We start from the raw sequence: 18,509 nt of genomic DNA on the forward strand, positions 1-18,509 counted from the left end.
TCCGCCCAACACCCGCGCGTGTGGACACCGCATCTCTCCGGCATCACCACTTCGCGCGTAAGCACGAATATCGCCAGGCACCAGCACTCCGAGCCCAACCTCGTCCAGCACGACCACCCCACGTGGGCGCTGCTCCCACCAGCAACGCCCGCGCGCGGACACCCCGCGTCTGGCCTGCACCCCGTCCCGGCGCACCCCGGACCCATCCCGGCCGTCCCGGACCGCTGCGCGCGCACCGGGATGCCGCAGCGGTCCACACCGAGGCGGCCCCACCGGATGCCCCGATCGGCCACACCGAGATCTGCCGCCCGCACGAGGACACCCCCGTGCGGGACTCAGGCACGAGGACACCGCCCCATGCAGGATTCAGGCACGAGGACACCCCCGGGCGCGACTCAGAAGGAGAGAATCTTCCGCAGGAAGCGGCCCGTGTGGCTCTCCTCCACCAGCGCCACCTCCTCAGGCGTCCCACTGGCGACCAGCGTCCCGCCCCGGGACCCACCCTCAGGCCCCATGTCGATGATCCAGTCAGCGGTCTTGATCACATCGAGGTTGTGCTCGATCACGATCACCGTGTTACCGCCGTCGACCAGCCGTCCGAGCACCCCCAGCAGTCGCCGGATGTCCTCGAAGTGCAGCCCGGTCGTCGGCTCGTCCAGGACGTAGATCGTCCGCCCCGTCTGCCGCCGCTGGAGCTCCGAGGCGAGCTTGACGCGCTGCGCCTCGCCACCGGACAGCGTGGTCGCGGGCTGCCCGAGCCGTACGTAGCCCAGACCCACGTCGTTGAGCGTCTGCAGGTGGCGCTTGATCGCCGGGATCGCCTCGAAGAAGCCCAGGGCCTCCTCGATCGGCATGTCGAGCACCTCGGAGATCGTCTTGCCCTTGTAGTGGACCTCCAGCGTCTCCCTGTTGTAGCGGGCGCCGTGGCAGACCTCGCAGGGGACGTAGACGTCCGGCAGGAAGTTCATCTCGATCTTGATGGTGCCGTCGCCCGCGCACGCCTCGCAGCGCCCGCCCTTGACGTTGAAGCTGAAGCGCCCGGGCTGGTAGCCGCGCACCTTCGCCTCAGCCGTGGCCGCGAACAGCTTGCGGACGTGGTCGAACACGCCCGTGTACGTGGCCGGGTTGGAACGCGGCGTGCGCCCGATCGGCGACTGGTCGACGTGGACGACCTTGTCCACGTGGTCCATGCCGTTGATCCGCGAGTGCCGCCCCGGCACCGTGCGGGCGCCGTTGAGCTCCTTGGCCAGCGCGCTGTAGAGGATGTCGTTGACCAGCGTCGACTTGCCGGACCCCGACACACCCGTGACCGCCGTGAACACGCCCAGCGGGAAGTCGATGTCGACACCCTTGAGGTTGTGCTCGCGCGCCCCCTTGACCGTGATCTGCCGCTTCCTGTCGCGCTTGCGGCGCTTGGCCGGGATCGTGATGCTCTTGCGGCCGGACAGGTACTGGCCGGTCAGCGACTCCTCGCTGCTCAGGAGGTCCTGGACGGTGCCGGACACGACGACCTGGCCGCCGTGCTCGCCGGCGCCGGGGCCGATGTCGACCACCCAGTCGGCCGCCGCGATCGTGTCCTCGTCGTGCTCGACCACGATCAGCGTGTTGCCCATGTCGCGCAGCCGGACGAGGGTGTCGAGCAGCCGCATGTTGTCACGCTGGTGCAGGCCGATGGACGGCTCGTCGAGCACGTACAGGACGCCGACCAGGCCGGAGCCGATCTGCGTGGCCAGCCTGATGCGCTGGGCCTCGCCGCCCGCCAGGGTGGCGGCGGCGCGGTCCATGGTCAGGTAGTCGAGGCCGACGTCGAGCAGGAAGCCCATGCGGGCGTTGATCTCCTTGACCACCCGCTCGGCGATGTGCATGTCGCGGTCGGACAGCTTGAGCCCGGCCAGGAACTTCGCGCACTCGCCGATCGACATGGCCGCGACCTCGGCGATCGACTTGTCGGCGACGGTGACCGCCAGCGTGACCGGCTTGAGCCTGGCGCCCTTGCAGGCCGGGCACGGGATCTCCCGCATGTAGCCCTCGAACCGCTCGCGGGTCGAGTCGCTCTCCGCCTCGGCATGCCGGCGCTGCACCCACGGGATGACGCCGTCGTAGGTGGTGTAGTAGGAGCGCTGGCGACCGTAGCGGTTGCTGTAGCGTACGTGGACCTGCTCGTCGTGGCCGTACAGCAGCGACTTCTGCGCCTTCTTCGGCAGCTTCTCCCACGGCGTGTCGAGGGTGAACCCGACCGTGTGGCCGAGCGCCTCGATCAGCCTGACGAAGTATTCGCTCGTGTGGCCGCCGGACCAGGGGTGGAGCGCGCCGTCGCCGAGCGTGCGCTCGGGGTCGGGCACCACCAGGTCGGGGTCCACCTCCATCTTCGTGCCGAGGCCCGTGCACTCGGGGCAGGCGCCGAACGGGGAGTTGAACGAGAACGAGCGCGGCTCCAGCTCCTCGAACGACAGGTCGTCGTAGGGGCAGTAGAGGTGCTCGGAGTAGAACCGCTCCCGGTTGGGGTCGTCCTCCGGCAGGTCGACGAACTCGAGCGTGATCGTGCCGCCGGACAGCTGCAGCGCGGTCTCGACCGAGTCGTTGAGCCGGCGCCGCGCCGACTCCTTGACCGACAGGCGGTCGACGATGACCTCGATGTCGTGCTTCTCGTACTTCTTCAGCTTCGGCGGCTCCTCCAGCCGCACGACCGTGCCGTCGACCCTGGCCCTGGCGAAACCCTTGGTCTGCAGCTCGCGGAACAGCTCGGCGTATTCGCCCTTGCGGCCCCTGATGACCGGCGCGAGCACCTGGAAGCGGGTGCCCTCCTCCAGGTCCATCACGCGATCGACGATCTGCTCGGGCGTCTGCCTGGCGATCGGCCGCGCGCACACCGGGCAGTGCGGCTTGCCGATGCGCGCCCACAGCAGCCTCAGATAGTCGTAGACCTCGGTGATCGTGCCGACGGTCGAGCGCGGGTTCTTGCTGGTGGCCTTCTGGTCGATCGATACCGCGGGCGACAGGCCCTCGATGAAGTCGACGTCGGGCTTGTCCATCTGGCCGAGGAACTGGCGGGCGTACGCCGACAGCGACTCGACGTAGCGCCGCTGGCCCTCAGCGAAGATCGTGTCGAAGGCCAGGCTCGACTTCCCGGAGCCGGACAGGCCGGTGAAGACGATCAGCGAGTCTCGCGGCAGGTCGAGCGAGACGTCCTTGAGGTTGTGTTCTCGTGCACCACGCACGATCAGGCGGTCTGCCACGGCGATCCCGGAGGTCAAAAGGCGGATAGGTCCACGGGGGATGGTAGACGGAGGCTCCGACAATTTCGGCGGACCGTTGCCCGGCCCCCGAAAATCCGTCCCTCACAGGTTACGGCCATCTCCCACCCCGGCAGGAGCCCTTCCACATTCAACCAGCTGACCTGCGGCTTTATGCCGGGCGCCAGCCCACGCCCCCAACTGATGAAATATCCAGACATGACCGTCCTACTCGCGCTGCAGGCCGAGCCGGCCTCGGCCACCGGCCGGCTGCTGGCCACGGCCGCGTCCCTGTCCGACGCCGACCTCGCCGAGCCCTCCCTCCTGCCCGGCTGGACCAGAGGACACGTGCTCGCCCACGTCGCGCAGAACGCCGACTCCCACCTCAACCTCCTGACCTGGGCGAAGACGGGCGTCAAAGTCCCACAGTACGCCTCCCACGAGGCCAGGGCCGCCGCGATCGAGGCGTGCCCATGGTCGCGCTCGCACGGGGCTCCGCTGGTCACGCAAGCTGCCGCTCTCCGCCCCAGGCTCGCCGCTCCGGCACCACCCGCCCGGCCGCCCGGCACCTGGCCGACCTCGGGGACGGCGCCGCCCGCCTGGCCGCCGCCGTCCGCGACCTGCCCCAGGACCGCTGGTCGGCCCGGGTGGAGGGCATGCGCCCGCCCGAGCACCCCGCCTGGTACCTCCTGGTACGCCGCCTGCGCGAGATCGGCCTCCACCACGTGGACCTGGCCGCCGGGTACGGCCCCGCCGACTGGCCCGCACCGTTCGTCCTGCGCGAACTCCACGACTGCCGCGCCTGCCGGCCGCACGCCCGCGGCACGGTGAGCGAGATCATGCTCAAGAACCCGTCGGGCGAGATCACCGCCAGGTGGCCCGGCCTCGGCCCCGGCCCCACGGCCGAGGGCGCGCCGCCCGACATGCTGGCCTGGCCGACCGGCCGGTCGAGGGGTGAGGGCGTTACCCTGGTGCCAGTGGGGCAGTCGTTCACGCCCGCGGGCGAGGGCCTTCCGGAGCCGCCGCCGTGGCTGACGATGCCGGCCCCCGCTGATCTGCCCACGACACCCCCGAAGGACTACCCATGACCTACACAGGTGACGTCCAGGTCGGCGGCCCCGCCGACGTGCGCGAGCTGCCCGCGCTCACGATCTACAAGCTCGCCGTCGGCCCGTTCGACAACAACGCGTACCTGCTGCGTTGCTCGGAGACCGGCGACGGGCTGCTGATCGACGCGGCCGCCGACGCCGATCGGCTGCTCGCCCTGATCTCCGACCGGCCGGTCGGAGAGATCGTCACGACCCACCAGCACGGCGACCACTGGCAGGCTCTTGAGCAGCTGACCAAGGTCACCGGCGCCGAGGTGATCGCCCACCCGCTCGACGCGCCCGCCCTGCCCGTGCCGGTGGACCGCACGGTCGAGCACGGCGACACGATCACCGTCGGCGCCGTCACGCTGGAGGTCATCCACCTGCGCGGCCACACGCCGGGCTCGATCGCCCTGCTGTACGACGGCGGCGAGGCGGGACACCACCTGTTCACGGGCGACTCGCTGTTCCCCGGCGGCGTCGGCAACACCCAGAAGGACCCGCAGCGCTTCACCCAGCTCTACAACGACGTGGTGGAGCGCATCTTCGACCGCCTCCCCGACGAGACCTGGGTCTACCCGGGCCACGGCAAGGACACCACCCTCGCCACCGAACGCCCGTCCCTCCCCGAATGGAAGTCTCGCGGCTGGTGACCTAAGCGCCATTTGGGCGGGCCGCGCTGTTTCGGACGGAATTGCGCGGCCTGCCGCTTGGGGACGACCGTCTGAGAGCAAGCAACGCCTCTTCCGCGAGGGCGCCGCGCTCTCGACGCCGCCGTGGTCAGACTCATCACGGAATCGGCCCAGAACGCGCGTCGTCACGGCGAGCAACCCGTGAGCCTTCACGACCGGCCATGACAGACGGCCACCCACGTCGGTGCGTGCGGCCCACCGTGCGCAGCCGTAAAAGCTGGGCTTGAAGACCGGCGCGCGGCCCACCGTGCGCAGCCGTAAAAGATGGGCCTAGGGATGGGTGGAGAGGACGTGGAGGATGCGGTCGGCGGCGAGGGCGGGGTCGTCGGCCAGGCCGACGACCTCGCCCCACGACCACCGATAGAACCATCCCTCGGACATCGGCACGCAGTCGACGGTCTCCGCCAGCAGCGCCGTGTCGGGATCGCTGATCCGCAACGCGGGCGGGTAGGGCCGGAGCGTGACCGTCAGCCCGCGTTGCTCCAGCTCCGTGGCCAGCTTGCCGAGATAGTACGTGCGCGTGTGCTCGCGCGGCGTAGCCGACATGGCTCCATCAAAGCCGAAGTAAGACGAAAAATCCCGGTCAGTTGTTAATACGTTCGGCCTCGCGGCGCTGCTCCCGCTTGTAGACCAGCACCCGCAGAGGGATCGCCGCCACGAGCGCGATCTGCATGCTCGCGCCGATCTTGATCGGCATGTCGCCGCCCTCGGGCCAGGCCACCCAGAAGGTCAGGAACGCCACGTTCACCATGATCCAGCCCAGGACGCCCGCCAGGAGCTGGCCCTTCGGCTTTGGGTACTCGATCCGGCTGACCATCAGCCACGCCACGGCGAGCACGGCCAGCAGGGACCAGACGCTCGGCTGGAACAGCAGCACGATGGAGATCACGGTCATGGCCCCCATGGGGATGGGCAGGCCCATGAAGTCGCCGCTCTTGGTCTTGACGCAGGCGAACCTGGCCAGGCGTACGACGCCGGCCACCAGCACGGCCGCCGCCGCCCCGACCACCATCGGGAACGGCACCTCTTTGGTGAACCCGCCCCAGATCACGACCATGAACGCGGGCGCGAACCCGAAGCTGATGACGTCGGCCAGGTTGTCGAGCTCGGCGCCCATCGCGGAGGCTCGGAAACGCCGCGCCACGAGGCCGTCGAACAGGTCGCACGTCGCGCCGATGAGCAGCAGCACGATGGCGGTGGCGAAAGAGCTGGGAACGGGCGTGAAATGACCGCCGGCGACCGTCAGCTGCTGGATCGCGGAGTAGGCCAGCACGCACACCGCGAGGAACCCGCAGACCGCGTTGCCCAGCGAGAGGGAGTCCGCGGCGGACAGGCGGAACGCCTTGCCGACGGGACCACGAGGTTCTTCCTCATCCGCCTGCCAACTGCCGGCGTCAGCCGCGGTCAATTCTGGTCACCCCCGCAACCGTCTTCTCACCCACGGACACCGCGGGAGAGATCCCTTCGGGAAGGTAGATGTCGACGCGCGAACCGAACCTGATGAGCCCGATCCGCTCGGCCTGCGCCACCTTCGCACCGCTGCTCACGTATGGCACGATCCTGCGCGCCACCGCGCCCGCGATCTGCACCATCTCGATGTCGCCCAGCGTGGTCTCGAAATGCCACACCACGCGTTCGTTCTGGTCGCTGTCCTTGTTGAACGCCGGCAGAAACCCACCTGCCACATGCTGCACGGAGGTGACATTTCCCGCAAGAGGGGCCCGATTGACGTGTACGTTCAGCGGGCTCATGAAGATCGCGACCCTGGTGCGGCCGTCCGGCCACGGGTCGATGCTCTGCACCACGCCGTCGGCGGGCGACAGGACGCGTCCCTCGCCGGGAGTGCGGTCAGGGTCGCGGAAGAACCAGAGCATACCGCCGGTGAGCGCGCTCAGCGGCACCGCCGCGAGCGCCCAGCGCCGGTCTCGGCGCGTCAGCAGCGCGGTGGCGGCCGCCGCGGCCACCGTCGGGAGGAGCCACGGGGAGACCCCGCGTGCGAGCCTGACGCGGCTCGACTTGGCAGAATCGTCTGACACGTACAACCTTTGATGGTGACTGGATTGGGCGCTTTGCCGTGATGTTACAGAACTAGCAACTATTACACGGCACAACTACACAAGCAAAGCGCCTCGAAGCCCTTTTCGCTAGACCTGCTCCGGGTGCGGTTCCTCGCCCTTGCGCGCGTCGATGCGGGCCTTGATCAGGCTGGCCACGGTGGTGATGACCATGGTGGCGCCGATGACCGAGAGCGACACCCAGATGGGAATTTCGGGCGCCCAGGAGACATGGCTGGCGTGCAACGCCTCCAATATCAGCTTAACCCCGATGAACCCCAGGATGAACGCCAAACCATAGCTGATGTAGACCAGTCGCTGCAGCAGCCCGCCCAGCAGGAAGTAGAGCTGACGCAATCCCATCAGGGCGAACGCGTTGGCCGTGAAGACGATGAACGGGTCCTTGGTGAGCCCGAAGATCGCCGGAATCGAGTCGAGCGCGAAGAGCAGGTCGGTGCTTCCGATCGCGACCATCACGATGAGCATCGGGGTCACCATGCGCCGGCCGTCGATCTTGACGGTGACCTTGGAGCCGACGTACCCGTCGGTGGTGGGGAAGGCCCTGCGCACCCACCTCAGCACGACGTTCTCGTTGAACTCCTCTTCCTCGCCCTTGAGGTGCTGGCGGATGAGGTTGATCGCGGTGTAGACGAGGAAGGCGCCGAACACGTAGAAGAGCCAGCTGAAGCGCTCCAGGGCGGCGGCCCCGAGCGCGATGAAGATACCGCGCATCACCAGCGCGAGCAGGATGCCCACGAGCAGCACCTTGTGCTGGTATTCGCGTGGCACGGCGAATCTGCTCATGATGATGAAGAAGATGAAGAGGTTGTCGACGCTCAAGCTGTATTCGGTGATGTAGCCGGCGAAGAACTCACCGGCCTTGTCTCCTCCGACAGTGGCCCACAGGAGCACTCCGAACACAATGGCGAGGGCGACATAGAAGGTCACCCAGTATCCGGCCTGCCGCATGGAGAACTCTCGGGCTTCTCCACGGTCGACTATCCACAAGTCAATGGCGAGGACGACAAGGAGACCGCCGATCACGGCGATCCAGGCCCACACGGGTACAGTCACGTCAAGACCCTCCGGCATGCACGACTCATTGCCGGAGGTCTCTCCCGCCCGCTGAAAACCGCGGACCGGCAGCCCCGGGGGCCCCGTGGAGCGGGGCTGCACCGTGATGACGAGGCTGTCGCGAAGGGATACTCCCCTCCCTAACCCAGGCAGTATACGAGAACCGTTCGGCGCGGCCTAATCATCCTTTGGATCTTGACCACCGTAAACGGCCAGCACGCTCTCGACGGCGTCGTCATCCCCGGGCATCTCCAGCCCCCGCCGCGCGGCCGCCGCAGCCAGTGTTTCCGCAGCTCCGGGAGCTACGAGCGCCTGTACGGCCCGGCGCAGCGCCTCAACATCCCCGGGTGGAACCAAGATCCCAGCATCCCCCAAAATTTCTGGAATTCCACCCACATCGGATGCGATTGCCGGTGTTCCCGACATGAGCGCCTCGCGGAGGGTCAGCGGCTGGCCCTCCCACCGGCTCGGCATCACCAGCACGACGGCGGCCCCGAGCAGGTCGGGCACGTCGTCCCGGTTGCCGAGCAGCATCACGGGCAGGCTCTCGGCCTGGATCCTGCTCTGCAACTCCCCGCGCAGCGGCCCGTCCCCCGCGACCACGAACAACGGCTGCTCGGACGCCCACGGCCCGGCGGCGACGTCGAGCAGCGTCTCGAGCCCCTTCTGCTGGGCCAGCCGGGCGATCGTCAGGAGCACCGGCCGGTCGCCCGCGCCCAGCTCGTCCCGGACCTGCCGCGGCGTGCGTGCCACCGGCCGGAGCCCCGGCGCGGGCACCACGGCGGCCCGCACGTCGCGGGCCCCGAGCCGGGCCATGCCCACGCCGAGGTCCGGCGAGACGACGAGCACGTGATCGGCCCGCCGCGCCACGATGCGCTCCAGGACCCCGTAGACGAGCCCGACGAACCCTCCGGCGGTCAGCGCGTTGTGCAGGGTGACCACCAGTCGCGGCCCGCCCCGCTGCCCGAGGGCGGCCAGCGCCCCGGCCCGCAGCCCGTGGGCGTGCACGACGTCGGCGTCCCGGGTCAACCGCCTGATGGCGAGCGCGGTGCGCAGGTCGTTCGCGGGGTGCGGCCGGTCCGAGACGGCCACCGCCGCGAACCGCGCCCCGGCACGACCGTAGGAGAACTGCTCCTCGACGCTGCGCGGCCCGATGACGGCCACCTGATGCCCGCGCCGCACCAGCCCTTCGACCAGCATCCGGACATACCTCCCGGTGCCGCCGGACGTGGTGCCCAGCACGAAAGCCACCCGCACAACCCGCTCCTTCCTCGCCGCTCCCGACCGCCGGGCCACGGAGCGGCCCGCTCAACCCGGCCCGCTCAACCCGGCCCGCTCAACCCGGCCCTGCTCAGCCCCTGCCCGCTCAGCCCAGCCCGCTCTCAACCCCGCCCGCCCCGGCGCAGCAGTCCGGCCACGGCATCGGCGTCGGCCCGATCGACCAGGGCCACGACCACGGCCCCCGCCACCAGCGCGACGGCGGCGGCCAGGACGGTGGCCCACACGTTGGGCCAGATGCCGCTCGGCCCGACCAGCCCCACCACGCCGGTCCCTGCCAGGTAACCCAGGAAACCGCCTCCGGCCGCCGCGACCGCCGCCCGGGGCAGGCCCGCCACCGCCGCGCTCCCCCGGGCGCGGACCACTGAGCCAAGCAGCAGCGCCCCGCCCACGCTCATGCCGACGCTCATCCCGAGCGCCAAGCCACCGATCTTCCACCCCCCGGGCAGTGCCAGCGCGAAGACCGCCTGCGCGACCGTCGCCACCACCCACGCGGTCACGGTCCCGGTGGCGACCTCCCGGCCGCGGCCGGCCGCGTAGAGGACCCGGCTCAGGTGAGCGATCAGCCCGTATCCGACCAGGCCCGGCGCGAACAGCGCGATGGCGTGGGCCAGCTCGGACGGGTCCACCTCGGTCTTGATCCCGAGGAACACCACCGCTCCCGGCCCCGACGCGGCGGCCAGCACCCCGGCGGCCAGCCCGGACACCAGCACCACGGCCCGCGTGGTGCGCGCCGCCAGCTCGGCGAACGCCCGCGGCTCGCCGGCCTGCGCGGACAGCCGGGGGAACGCGCTGGTGGCGATGGGCACGGCCAGCACCGCGTACGGCACCAGGTAGATCGCCCACGCGTAGTTGTAGACGACGATGGCGCCGTTGCCGATCGCGTGGTTGGACAGCACCAACACCATGATCGTGGCGGCCTGCTGGGCGAGGAGCGCGGCGATCCCGGCGAAGGCGAGCCGGCGCACCTGCCCGGCCACCCCGTCGGGGAACCGCAGGGTGGGCCGCCATCTCAGCCCCAGCCGGGCCGTGGGCCCGATCACGGCCAGCACCAGGGACAGCACCCCCAGGCTGGTCCCCAGCGACAGCGCCAGCTCGGCCGGGCCCAACAGCGGCTCAGGGTTGCTGTCGCCACCGCTGAGCGGCACGAACAGCAGGTAGGCCACGATGACCACGATGCTGGACACGAGGGGCGCGACCGCGGGCCCGGCGAAGCGCTTGTGCGCCTGCAGCACGCCGTAGAGCACGACGGCGACACCGTAAAGGGGGATCTGGGGCGCGAAGACGACCAGCATCCGGGTGGCGACCGCCGTCACCGCGCCCATGTCGCACCCTTTGATCGGGGAGCCGAAGAACAGCCCGATGACCGGCCCGGCGAACAGCGCGGTGAGCACGGCCAGCGGGACGAGCACCACGACCACCCACGTCAGCAGCGCCGAGCTGATCCACCCCACCCGCTCGCCGGTCTCCCGGTCGTCGTCCGAGGCCCGGGCGGCGAGCACCGGGACGACCATCCCGGCCAGGGCCCCGCCGACGACCACCTCGAACACGATGTTGGGGATCTGGTTGGCCGTCATGTAGGCGGTCGAGAGGCAGTTGGTCCCCACCGTCTGGGCGAAGGCGTACTGCTTGGCGAACCCGGCGACGCGTGCCAGCACCGTGATGGCCCCGATGAGCATGGCGCCGCCCGCGACCCCTCGCGCCGTCACCACTGCCACCCGGCCTCCCCAGCCCCGCGCCCGATCGCGCCGACGCAGAACATCCTGGCAGGTCGTACCGACAATCGAGCGGTCACACAGGGTCGACCGGACGGCGGCCGAGCATGTCGAGGCGGTTGAGCACGGGGTTGCCGGCGATGACCTTGGTGAAGCTGACCTTCTCCGCGGCGGCGGTCAGCGCCACCACGGTGCCCAGCAGGACATAGCGGCCCGGACGGCCCAGCTTGGTGACGGCGGCGAGCCCGAGCAGGGCGCCCAGGGAGTTGGCCCCGGCGTCGCCGAGCATGGCGCGCTCGCCCAGGTCGTCCGGCAGCAGCGCCGCGGCGGCCCCCAGCGGCACGGCGGCCAGCGCCGCGGCGGCGGGCGAGTCGCGGAAGAGGGAGGCGGCCAGCAGCGGCCCGCCGGTCAGCAGGCCCACCTTGATGGCCCGGCCGGGGCGCAGGTCGAAGAGGTTGGCGAGGTTGGCGGCGCCGGCGATGGCGGCGCCGTTGACCAGGGTGTCGACCGGTCCCTGCGAGACGAGGGCGGCGGCGCCGAGCCCGGTGGCGCCGATGCCGAGGATCTTGACGGCGCCGCTGGTGACCTCGCCCCGGGCGAGCGCGGTCAGGTGGCCCTTGAAGCCCTTGGACGACGTGGTGCCGTACAGGTCGTCGTAGGCGCCGAGCGCGCCGCTGCCCGCGCCCGCGACGAGCGCTGCCAGGCGCAACCGCCCCGGCAGGCCGGGCGTGAGCGCGGCCGCCGTGCTCGCACCGGCCACGAACGCGGGGCCTTCGAGCAGCGTGATGGGCTCGCCTCGGTGGTTCTTGCGCGTCCAGCGGCCGCTCAGGTCGGCCGGCTTGTTGCGGGTGAACGCGGCGTACGCGACGCGGGCGGCCGCGGCGCCGATCGCGGCACCGGCGAGCGCGTAGAGGAGGCCACGGGCCTGGGTGGCAGGCATGTCAGCTCCCTGATTGGGTGGTGGGGGACGGAGTGGCGGTCGTCACCGTGGGCAGCATCGCCGAGGCGCCCTTGCCGATGCCGTACTGGCCGGCACGCCCGTTGAGCTGCTCCCGGAGAGAGTAGACGATCGCGACCCGGCCCGCGGGCATGTCGGCGGTATCGACCGAGCTGACCCTCTTGGAGACCTCGCCGTCGTCGCGCAGGGCGGCGATCGGGTCGCCGGGCGCGGCGGGGGTCGCGACGGTCCCGGCCAGGACCGCGCCCTTGCCCGCCAGGTCGAGCCCACCGGCCACGGAGACGAGCGCGCCGGCCTGGACCTCGGCGCTCTCGCCCTCGTACGGCTTCTCCGGTGCGAGCAGGACGGCGAGCGTGGCCCGCTTGACCGGGTCGCCGTCGGTGGTGAGCAGCCCGCCCGTCTCGAAGGAGCTGACGACCTCGGCGGTGGCCGGGTTGGGAGTGTTGGCCTGTGCCTGGTCGGGGGTGACGAAGGCGGCCGACAGCAGCATGGCGGCCCGGTCCCAGGAGGTGGCCGTGGCCGGGAAGATCATGTTGGCCGGCTTGAGCTGGTTGACCAGGCCGTCCAGCACGCCGACGCCCTTGGGGTCGAAGAACTTCTCCGTCAGCGAGGCCCGCCCGGAGATCTCCGCGCCCGCCTGCGTGAGCACCTGCTGCGCGGCCTCGCGAACGGTGGTGCTGGAGCCGGGCGTCTCGACGAGGAGCACCCGCTGGCCCGTCAGGTCACCCGTCACCAGGTCCGGCGTCAGGGCGGTGATGAGCGCGTCGTTGCCGGCCTCGCGGCCCTGGAGCGCGTCGAGCTGCGTCCGCAGCTCCTCCTTCGACTTGGTGAGCTGGGCGGCCACCTCCTGCGCCGACTTGACCGCGGGCTCCTGCAGCAGCGTGGTGCCCAGCACGATTCCCACCGCGAGCGCCAGGAAGATCGCGACGATGGAGACGAGGTGGTAGCGAAAATCGATCACGAGAAAAGTCCGACCAGCCAGAAGATGAAGGCGTTCCAGGCATCTTGCAGACCGTTCAGCCAGGTCTGGCCGATCGGTGAGAGGAAGAGCGCGACGCTCATCACGATGAGCGCCGTGATCACGAGCAGGAGCAGCTGCGGGGTGGAGATGCGGCTGCGGTAGAGCCTGCTCACGCCCTTGGCGTCGATGAGCTTGCTGCCGATGATCAGCCGGGTGAGGAACGTGCTGGCCATGCCCGGGCGTCCCTTGTCGAGGAACTCCTCCAACGTCCCGTGGGTGCCGACGGCCACGATCAGCTCGGCGCCCTTGTCGTCGGCCAGGAGCATCGCGATGTCCTCGCTGGTGCCGGTGGCGGGGAAGATCACCGCCTCGCGGCCGAGCTGGTGGACGCGCTCCAGGCCCGGCGCCCTGCCGTCGCGGTAGGCGTGTACGACGAGCTCGGCGCCGCAGGTCAGGGCCTTGGTGGAGACGGAGTCGAAGTCGCCCACGATCACGTCGGGCAGGTAGCCGGCCTCCATGAGCGCGTCGGCCCCGCCGTCGACGCCGACGAGGACGGGACGGTATTCGCGGATGTAGGGACGGAGGGTGGCGATGTCTTCTTTGTAGTGATACCCGCGCACCACGATGAGGACATGCCTGCCCTCCATCGGGGTGCGGATCTCAGGTACGCCGACTCCGTCGATGAGCAGCTTGCCCTCACCACGGACGTACTCCATGGTGTTGACGGCGAAGGCCTCGATCTGCACGGCGAGCCCGGCGCGGGCCTCGGCCATGGCCGACTCGACGGCCTCGACGGTCTGCTCACTGCCCTTGCCGACGATGTCGTCGTCGAGGTAGACCACGCCGTCGCTGACGCGTACGACGTCGCCGTCCTTGACGCGTTCGAACAGCTCCTGATTGACGTTGTCGACGAACGGCACGCCCGCTTCGAGCAGAATCTGGGGCCCCAGGTTGGGGTAGCGGCCGCTGATGCCGCAGGCGACGTTCACCACCGCCGCGGCACCGCATGCGACGAGCGCCTCCGCGCTGACCCGGTCAACGTCAACGTGGTCGATAATCGCAATTTCCCCGGGCTGGAGGCGCTTTGTCAGCCTCTTGGTCCGCCGGTCGATTCTCGCCACTGCCGTTACACCTGGAAGGTCTCCGACCTTCCGGCCGCGGAGGCCCGGCATCTTGCTTCCCGGAACCTTCATCAAGACCATCCTGCCAGAGCGAAACAGCGCAGAGGCCACGCATGACGCGGCGTGTCCGCTATGTCACCCAGGATCACCTGTCTGCCGCGGCCAGTCCCAGGAGTTCTTCCGCGTGGGCTCTGCCCAATTCGGAGTCCTCCAAGCCCGCCAACATGCGGGAGAGCTCGCGTACCCTGCCCTCGTGGTCGAGCGTGACCACGCCGCTGCGCACGACACTGCCGTCGCTCGCCTTCTCGACCACCAGATGCTGGTCGGCGAACGCGGCGACCTGCGGCAGGTGGGTGACCACAATCACCTGCGCGGTGCGGGCGAGCCTGGCCAGCCGGCGCCCGATCTCGACCGCGGCCTTGCCGCCGACCCCCGCGTCCACCTCGTCGAACACGAACGTCGGCACCGGGTCCGCCCCCGCGAACACCACCTCGATCGCGAGCATGACCCGGCTCAGCTCACCGCCGGAGGCGCCCTTGTTGAGCGGCAGCGGCGGCGCGGCGGGGTGGGCCGCCATCCGGAGCTCCACCTCGTCGCGGCCCTCGGGGCCGAACTCCTCGCTCTGGCTGAGCTGCACCACGACCCTGGCATGGGGCATGGCCAGCGCCGTCAGCTCCTCGGTCACGGCCTGGCCGAACCGCTCGGCGGCGCTCTGGCGCACCCTGGTGAGCTCGGCGGCCAGGTCGGTGAGCCGCGCGGTCAGCTCCTCGTGCTCGCGGGTCAGCTCCTCGATGCGCTCGTCGTCGCCCTCCAGCTCGGCCAGCCGTGTGGCGGCCTGCTGCGCCCAGGCCAGGACGCCCGCGCTGTCCTCCGCGTATTTCCTGATCAGCCCGGACAGCACGGAGCGGCGCTCCTGCACCGCCGCCAGCCGCGCCGGATCCGCCTCGATCGACTCCGCGTAGGCCGCCAGGTCGGTGGCCACGTCGGAGATCAGGTAGCCGGCCTCGGCCAGCCGGTCGGCCACGGAGGCGAGCTGGGGGTCGAAGTCGCGTACGGCCTCCACGGCCGTACGCGCCTCGCCGAGCAGCGAGACCACGTCGTGGGGGCTTCCCGCCGCCTCCATGGGGTCGCCGAGCAGCGCGGTGTGCGCGGTGGTGGCGGCGCTGCGCAGCGCGTCGGCGTGCGAGAGCCGCTCCTCCTCACCGCGCAGCTCGGTGTCCTCGCCCGGCTTGGGTTCGACCTTCTCGATCTCCTCCAGACCGAACCGCAGCCGGTCGGCCTCCTGCGTGCGCTCCCTGGCCCTGGTGGTCAGCTCCTCGAGCAGCGCGCCGACCTGCTTGTGCCGCTTGTACGCCTGCGAGTACGCCCGCAGCGGCTTGACCAGCTCGTTTCCGGCATAACGGTCGAGCGCCGCGCGCTGCCTGGCCGGCTGGAGCAGCCGCTGCTGGTCCATCTGCCCGTGCACGGCCACCAGGTCGTCGGCGAGGTAGGTCAGGGTGCCGACGGGCACCGTGCGCCCGCCGAGCCAGGCTCTGGATCTGCCCTCGGCCGAGACGGTGCGCGAGATGATCAGCTCGCCGTCCTCGACCTCGCCGCCGATGTCCTCGACCTGCTGGGAGACGCGCCCGGCCGGCTTGATGACCAGCGTGCCCTCGACGCGCGCCCGATCGGCCCCCGGACGGATGCGCGAGGGGTCGGCCCGGCCGCCGAACAGCAGCCCGAGCCCGGTCACGACCATCGTCTTGCCCGCGCCGGTCTCGCCGGTGACCACGTTGAAGCCCGGCGAAAGCTCGAGCACGGCCTCGTCGATGACGCCGAGCCCCTGGATGCGGACCTCCTCGACCCTTGGTCGCACTGCCCACTCCCGTTCACTGCCGTGTCTGATGGTCACCCGCGTCGTCTCCGAACACGTGTGCCAACGTGTGCCCAGGCGATCCTACGCGGTCCCGCCTCCATTGACTCAGGGTCGCACCCTTCCGCGCCAGCCCTGAACAGGAAGCTCGAACTTGGCGACCAATCTGTCGGTGAACGGCGCGCCGCTGTTCTCCACGCCGTGCAGCCGCGCCAGGCGTACGGGCTCGGCGCCTCTGCGCACCTCGACCCGCGAGCCCGACGGCAACTCGAAGCGGCGCCGCCCATCGCACCACAGGACGCCGCCCGGCGTCTCGGGCAGGATCTCGACGGCCAGCGTGGAACGCGGCGAGACCACCAACGGCCTGGCGAACAGCGCGTGCGCGCTGATGGGCACCATGAGCAGCGCCTCCACCTCCGGCCACACGACGGGTCCGCCCGCCGAGAAAGCATAGGCCGTCGAGCCCGTCGGGGTGGCGCAGATCACGCCGTCGCACCCCCACCGCGACAGGGGGCGGCCGTCGATCTCGGCGACCACCTCGAGCATGCGCTCCTGCTTCTCCACGGTCACCTCGTTGAGCGCCCACGTGTCGGCGATCACCCGGCCGTTCTGCCTGGCGAGAACGTCGATGGTCATGCGCTCCTCGACGTCGTAGCGACCCGCCACGACGCTGTCGACCGCCTCGGCCAGGTCGGCGACCTCCGCCTCGGCCAGGAACCCGACATGTCCGAGATTGACCCCCAGCAGCGGCGTGCCCGCGGGCTTGGTCAGCTCGGCCGCACGCAACAGCGTGCCGTCGCCACCGAGCACGATCATGACCTCGGCGTCCTTGACCGCGCCCGGGTCTCCGGGCACCGTCTCCACGCCGCCGCAGCCGACCTCGGCGTACTCGGTCTCGAGCACCCTGACGTTGATTCCGGCGTCCACCAGCCGGTTGATGACCAGGCGTGCGCTCTCGACTGCGGCGTCACGCCCGGTGTGTACGGCGACCAGCACGGTCCGTTTCATTGCGGCCCTTCCGCGACGGCACGTTGGATCTCGGCTTCGAGGTCGGCGACAGCCGGCTCGCCCTCCCCTTTGCCCAGCCAGAGCAGATATTCGACATTTCCCGATGGTCCCGGCAAGGGGCTGGCGGTCACACCGCGCACAGTCAGCCCCAGCTCCCGGGCCTTGGCGGCGGCATCGCTCACCGAACGCCTGCGCAACTCGGGATCGCGCACGACGCCACCCGCCCCGACGAGCTCCTTGCCCACCTCGAACTGCGGTTTGACCAGCATCACGAAATCGGCCCGCGGCGCGGCGACCGAGGCCAGAGCGGGCAGCACCAGCCGCAGCGAGATGAACGACAGGTCGCCCACGACCAGCGTGGGCGGCTCGCCGACCATCTCGGGGGTCAGGTCGCGTACATTGACGCGCTCCATCACCGTCACCCGCTCATCGGTACGCAGCGACCACGCCAGCTGGCCGTATCCCACGTCCACGGCGAGCACGTGACCGGCGCCGCGGCGCAGCAGCACGTCCGTGAACCCGCCGGTGGAGGCGCCCGCGTCGAGGCAGCGCCGGCCCTCCACACTCAGATTCTCGAACGCCTCGAGCGCGCCGAGAAGTTTGTGCGCTCCTCGCGAAACGTAGTCGGGCCCGTCCTCCGACTCGGCCACCACGATCGCGGAGGCGGTCTCGACCTGGGTGGCGGGCTTGCGCGCCGCCTGGCCCCCGACGCTGACCCGGCCGGCCTCGATGAGCTGGGCGGCCTGCTCGCGTGACCTGGCCAGGCCCCGGCGTACCAGCTCGCTGTCGAGGCGGATCCGCCGGCTCACTGCTCTTCCACTGCGGTGGCCAGCGTGGACTCGAGCCCGGAGAACGCCTCGTCGAAGACCTGAACGTGCTCGCTCACCGGCAGCTCGCCAAGGCGGCCCAGACCAGCCACGATGGCATCGACCCGCTCGTTGCCGGTCTCCTCCGGCAGCTCACTCATGACTCGACCGTAACGCCTCCCGCGAGCGCCCGGGACCTTGGCAGGCGTGTCACGCGTTGAAGCTCATACGGGGGTGCTACTGATGTGGAACGCTACCGTCCGCAAAGGGAAATGAAAGGATGCGCATCATGGCAAGCGTCGAGGAGTGCCGGGCGGCACTGGTGAAGCTCGTCGCCCAGTTCGACGAGATCGACGAGCAGGATCGTGCCAAGCACGTGGTCGAGCGGACGGTCAGCTGCCGGGTTCCCGACCTCGACGTGATCTTCTACGGCCGACTGCACCACGGAGGGCTCGACCCGTTCACCGAACGTCCACCATCGGACGGCAAGCCGGCGGACGTCAAGCTCACGATCGCGAGCGACGACCTGATCGCCCTGGTGGACGGGGAACTGGATCTCGCTCGCGCGCTCCTCGGGGGACGAGTGAAGGTCGACGCCAGCTTCGGCGACCTCCTCCGCCTCCGCAGACTCCTCTAACGGAACCCACCCACCCAACAAACCCATCACCC

General features: G+C 70.3%; 18 protein-coding genes. 3 read left to right on the top strand and 15 right to left on the bottom strand.

All coding sequences use genetic code 11. From position 1 onward, the window contains the following. Positions 1 to 395: 395 nt before the first annotated feature. Entirely contained in the window at positions 396 to 3,236 is a 2,841-nt protein-coding gene (uvrA, locus tag ACWDRB_RS29410) for an excinuclease ABC subunit UvrA (protein WP_449898939.1), read from the bottom strand. A gap of 225 nt (positions 3,237 to 3,461) precedes the next feature. After that, complete coding sequence (locus ACWDRB_RS29415) at positions 3,462 to 3,617, bottom strand: hypothetical protein (protein WP_449898941.1); 156 nt, start codon at positions 3,615 to 3,617, stop codon at positions 3,462 to 3,464. 89 nt (positions 3,618 to 3,706) lie between these two features. Between ACWDRB_RS29415 and ACWDRB_RS29420 the strand changes: the two genes are divergently transcribed. Both ACWDRB_RS29420 and ACWDRB_RS29425 read left to right on the top strand, forming a co-directional pair. After that, entirely contained in the window at positions 3,707 to 4,321 is a 615-nt protein-coding gene (locus ACWDRB_RS29420; protein WP_449898944.1) for a maleylpyruvate isomerase N-terminal domain-containing protein, read from the top strand. Further along, positions 4,318 to 4,974: an MBL fold metallo-hydrolase gene (locus ACWDRB_RS29425; protein WP_350739922.1), complete on the top strand. Its 657-nt coding sequence runs from the start codon at positions 4,318 to 4,320 to the stop codon at positions 4,972 to 4,974. Before ACWDRB_RS29420 ends, ACWDRB_RS29425 begins: the two co-directional genes overlap by 4 nt. Before the next feature lie 309 nt (positions 4,975 to 5,283). Here the strand turns inward: ACWDRB_RS29425 and ACWDRB_RS29430 are convergent, their stop codons facing one another. The 13 genes from ACWDRB_RS29430 to ACWDRB_RS29490 all read right to left on the bottom strand — a co-directional run bounded on the left by ACWDRB_RS29430 (position 5,284) and on the right by ACWDRB_RS29490 (position 18,001). Beyond that, complete coding sequence (locus ACWDRB_RS29430; RefSeq protein ID WP_449898946.1) at positions 5,284 to 5,559, bottom strand: hypothetical protein; 276 nt, start codon at positions 5,557 to 5,559, stop codon at positions 5,284 to 5,286. Positions 5,560 to 5,596: 37 nt separating this feature from the next. Continuing rightward, positions 5,597 to 6,421, bottom strand: coding sequence for a CDP-diacylglycerol--serine O-phosphatidyltransferase (gene pssA, locus ACWDRB_RS29435; RefSeq protein WP_350739917.1), 825 nt, complete (start codon positions 6,419 to 6,421; stop codon positions 5,597 to 5,599). Further along, positions 6,408 to 7,049: a phosphatidylserine decarboxylase gene (locus ACWDRB_RS29440; RefSeq protein WP_350739914.1), complete on the bottom strand. Its 642-nt coding sequence runs from the start codon at positions 7,047 to 7,049 to the stop codon at positions 6,408 to 6,410. The genes pssA and ACWDRB_RS29440 overlap by 14 nt, the downstream gene beginning before the upstream one ends. 108 nt (positions 7,050 to 7,157) lie before the next feature. Further along, complete coding sequence (locus ACWDRB_RS29445; protein ID WP_192785743.1) at positions 7,158 to 8,141, bottom strand: TerC family protein; 984 nt, start codon at positions 8,139 to 8,141, stop codon at positions 7,158 to 7,160. A 177-nt stretch (positions 8,142 to 8,318) separates the two neighbouring features. Further along, a complete protein-coding gene (locus ACWDRB_RS29450) occupies positions 8,319 to 9,398 on the bottom strand; it encodes a glycosyltransferase family 4 protein (protein WP_449898950.1) in 1,080 nt (359 codons plus the stop codon). A 125-nt stretch (positions 9,399 to 9,523) separates the two neighbouring features. Then, positions 9,524 to 11,137: a murein biosynthesis integral membrane protein MurJ gene (murJ, locus tag ACWDRB_RS29455; protein WP_449898952.1), complete on the bottom strand. Its 1,614-nt coding sequence runs from the start codon at positions 11,135 to 11,137 to the stop codon at positions 9,524 to 9,526. Between the two features lie 73 nt (positions 11,138 to 11,210). After that, positions 11,211 to 12,074 (bottom strand): hypothetical protein, encoded by an 864-nt coding sequence (locus ACWDRB_RS29460; RefSeq protein WP_355200592.1) that lies wholly within the window; start codon positions 12,072 to 12,074, stop codon positions 11,211 to 11,213. A 1-nt stretch (position 12,075) separates the two neighbouring features. Beyond that, positions 12,076 to 13,053 carry a copper transporter gene (locus ACWDRB_RS29465; protein WP_449898955.1) on the bottom strand — a complete coding sequence of 326 codons (978 nt, stop codon included), beginning with the start codon at positions 13,051 to 13,053 and terminating at the stop codon, positions 12,076 to 12,078. Further along, positions 13,050 to 14,246 (bottom strand): putative cytokinetic ring protein SteA, encoded by a 1,197-nt coding sequence (steA, locus tag ACWDRB_RS29470; protein WP_350739900.1) that lies wholly within the window; start codon positions 14,244 to 14,246, stop codon positions 13,050 to 13,052. Before steA ends, ACWDRB_RS29465 begins: the two co-directional genes overlap by 4 nt. Positions 14,247 to 14,319: 73 nt before the next feature. Continuing rightward, positions 14,320 to 16,029 (bottom strand): DNA repair protein RecN, encoded by a 1,710-nt coding sequence (gene recN, locus ACWDRB_RS29475; protein ID WP_350739897.1) that lies wholly within the window; start codon positions 16,027 to 16,029, stop codon positions 14,320 to 14,322. A 105-nt stretch (positions 16,030 to 16,134) separates the two neighbouring features. Next, positions 16,135 to 17,034, bottom strand: a complete 900-nt coding sequence (locus ACWDRB_RS29480; protein ID WP_350739894.1) for an NAD kinase — start codon at positions 17,032 to 17,034, stop codon at positions 16,135 to 16,137. Then, a complete protein-coding gene (locus tag ACWDRB_RS29485) occupies positions 17,031 to 17,843 on the bottom strand; it encodes a TlyA family RNA methyltransferase (RefSeq protein ID WP_449898958.1) in 813 nt (270 codons plus the stop codon). The genes ACWDRB_RS29480 and ACWDRB_RS29485 overlap by 4 nt, the downstream gene beginning before the upstream one ends. Then, positions 17,840 to 18,001 carry a hypothetical protein gene (locus ACWDRB_RS29490; protein ID WP_350739888.1) on the bottom strand — a complete coding sequence of 54 codons (162 nt, stop codon included), beginning with the start codon at positions 17,999 to 18,001 and terminating at the stop codon, positions 17,840 to 17,842. The genes ACWDRB_RS29485 and ACWDRB_RS29490 overlap by 4 nt, the downstream gene beginning before the upstream one ends. A gap of 128 nt (positions 18,002 to 18,129) precedes the next feature. On the opposite strand from ACWDRB_RS29490, the gene ACWDRB_RS29495 reads away from it, so the two are divergent. Continuing rightward, positions 18,130 to 18,477 (top strand): SCP2 sterol-binding domain-containing protein, encoded by a 348-nt coding sequence (locus ACWDRB_RS29495; protein ID WP_350739886.1) that lies wholly within the window; start codon positions 18,130 to 18,132, stop codon positions 18,475 to 18,477. Positions 18,478 to 18,509: the final 32 nt, after the last annotated feature.

The sequence above is a fragment of the Nonomuraea sp. NPDC003707 genome, from assembly GCF_053587055.1.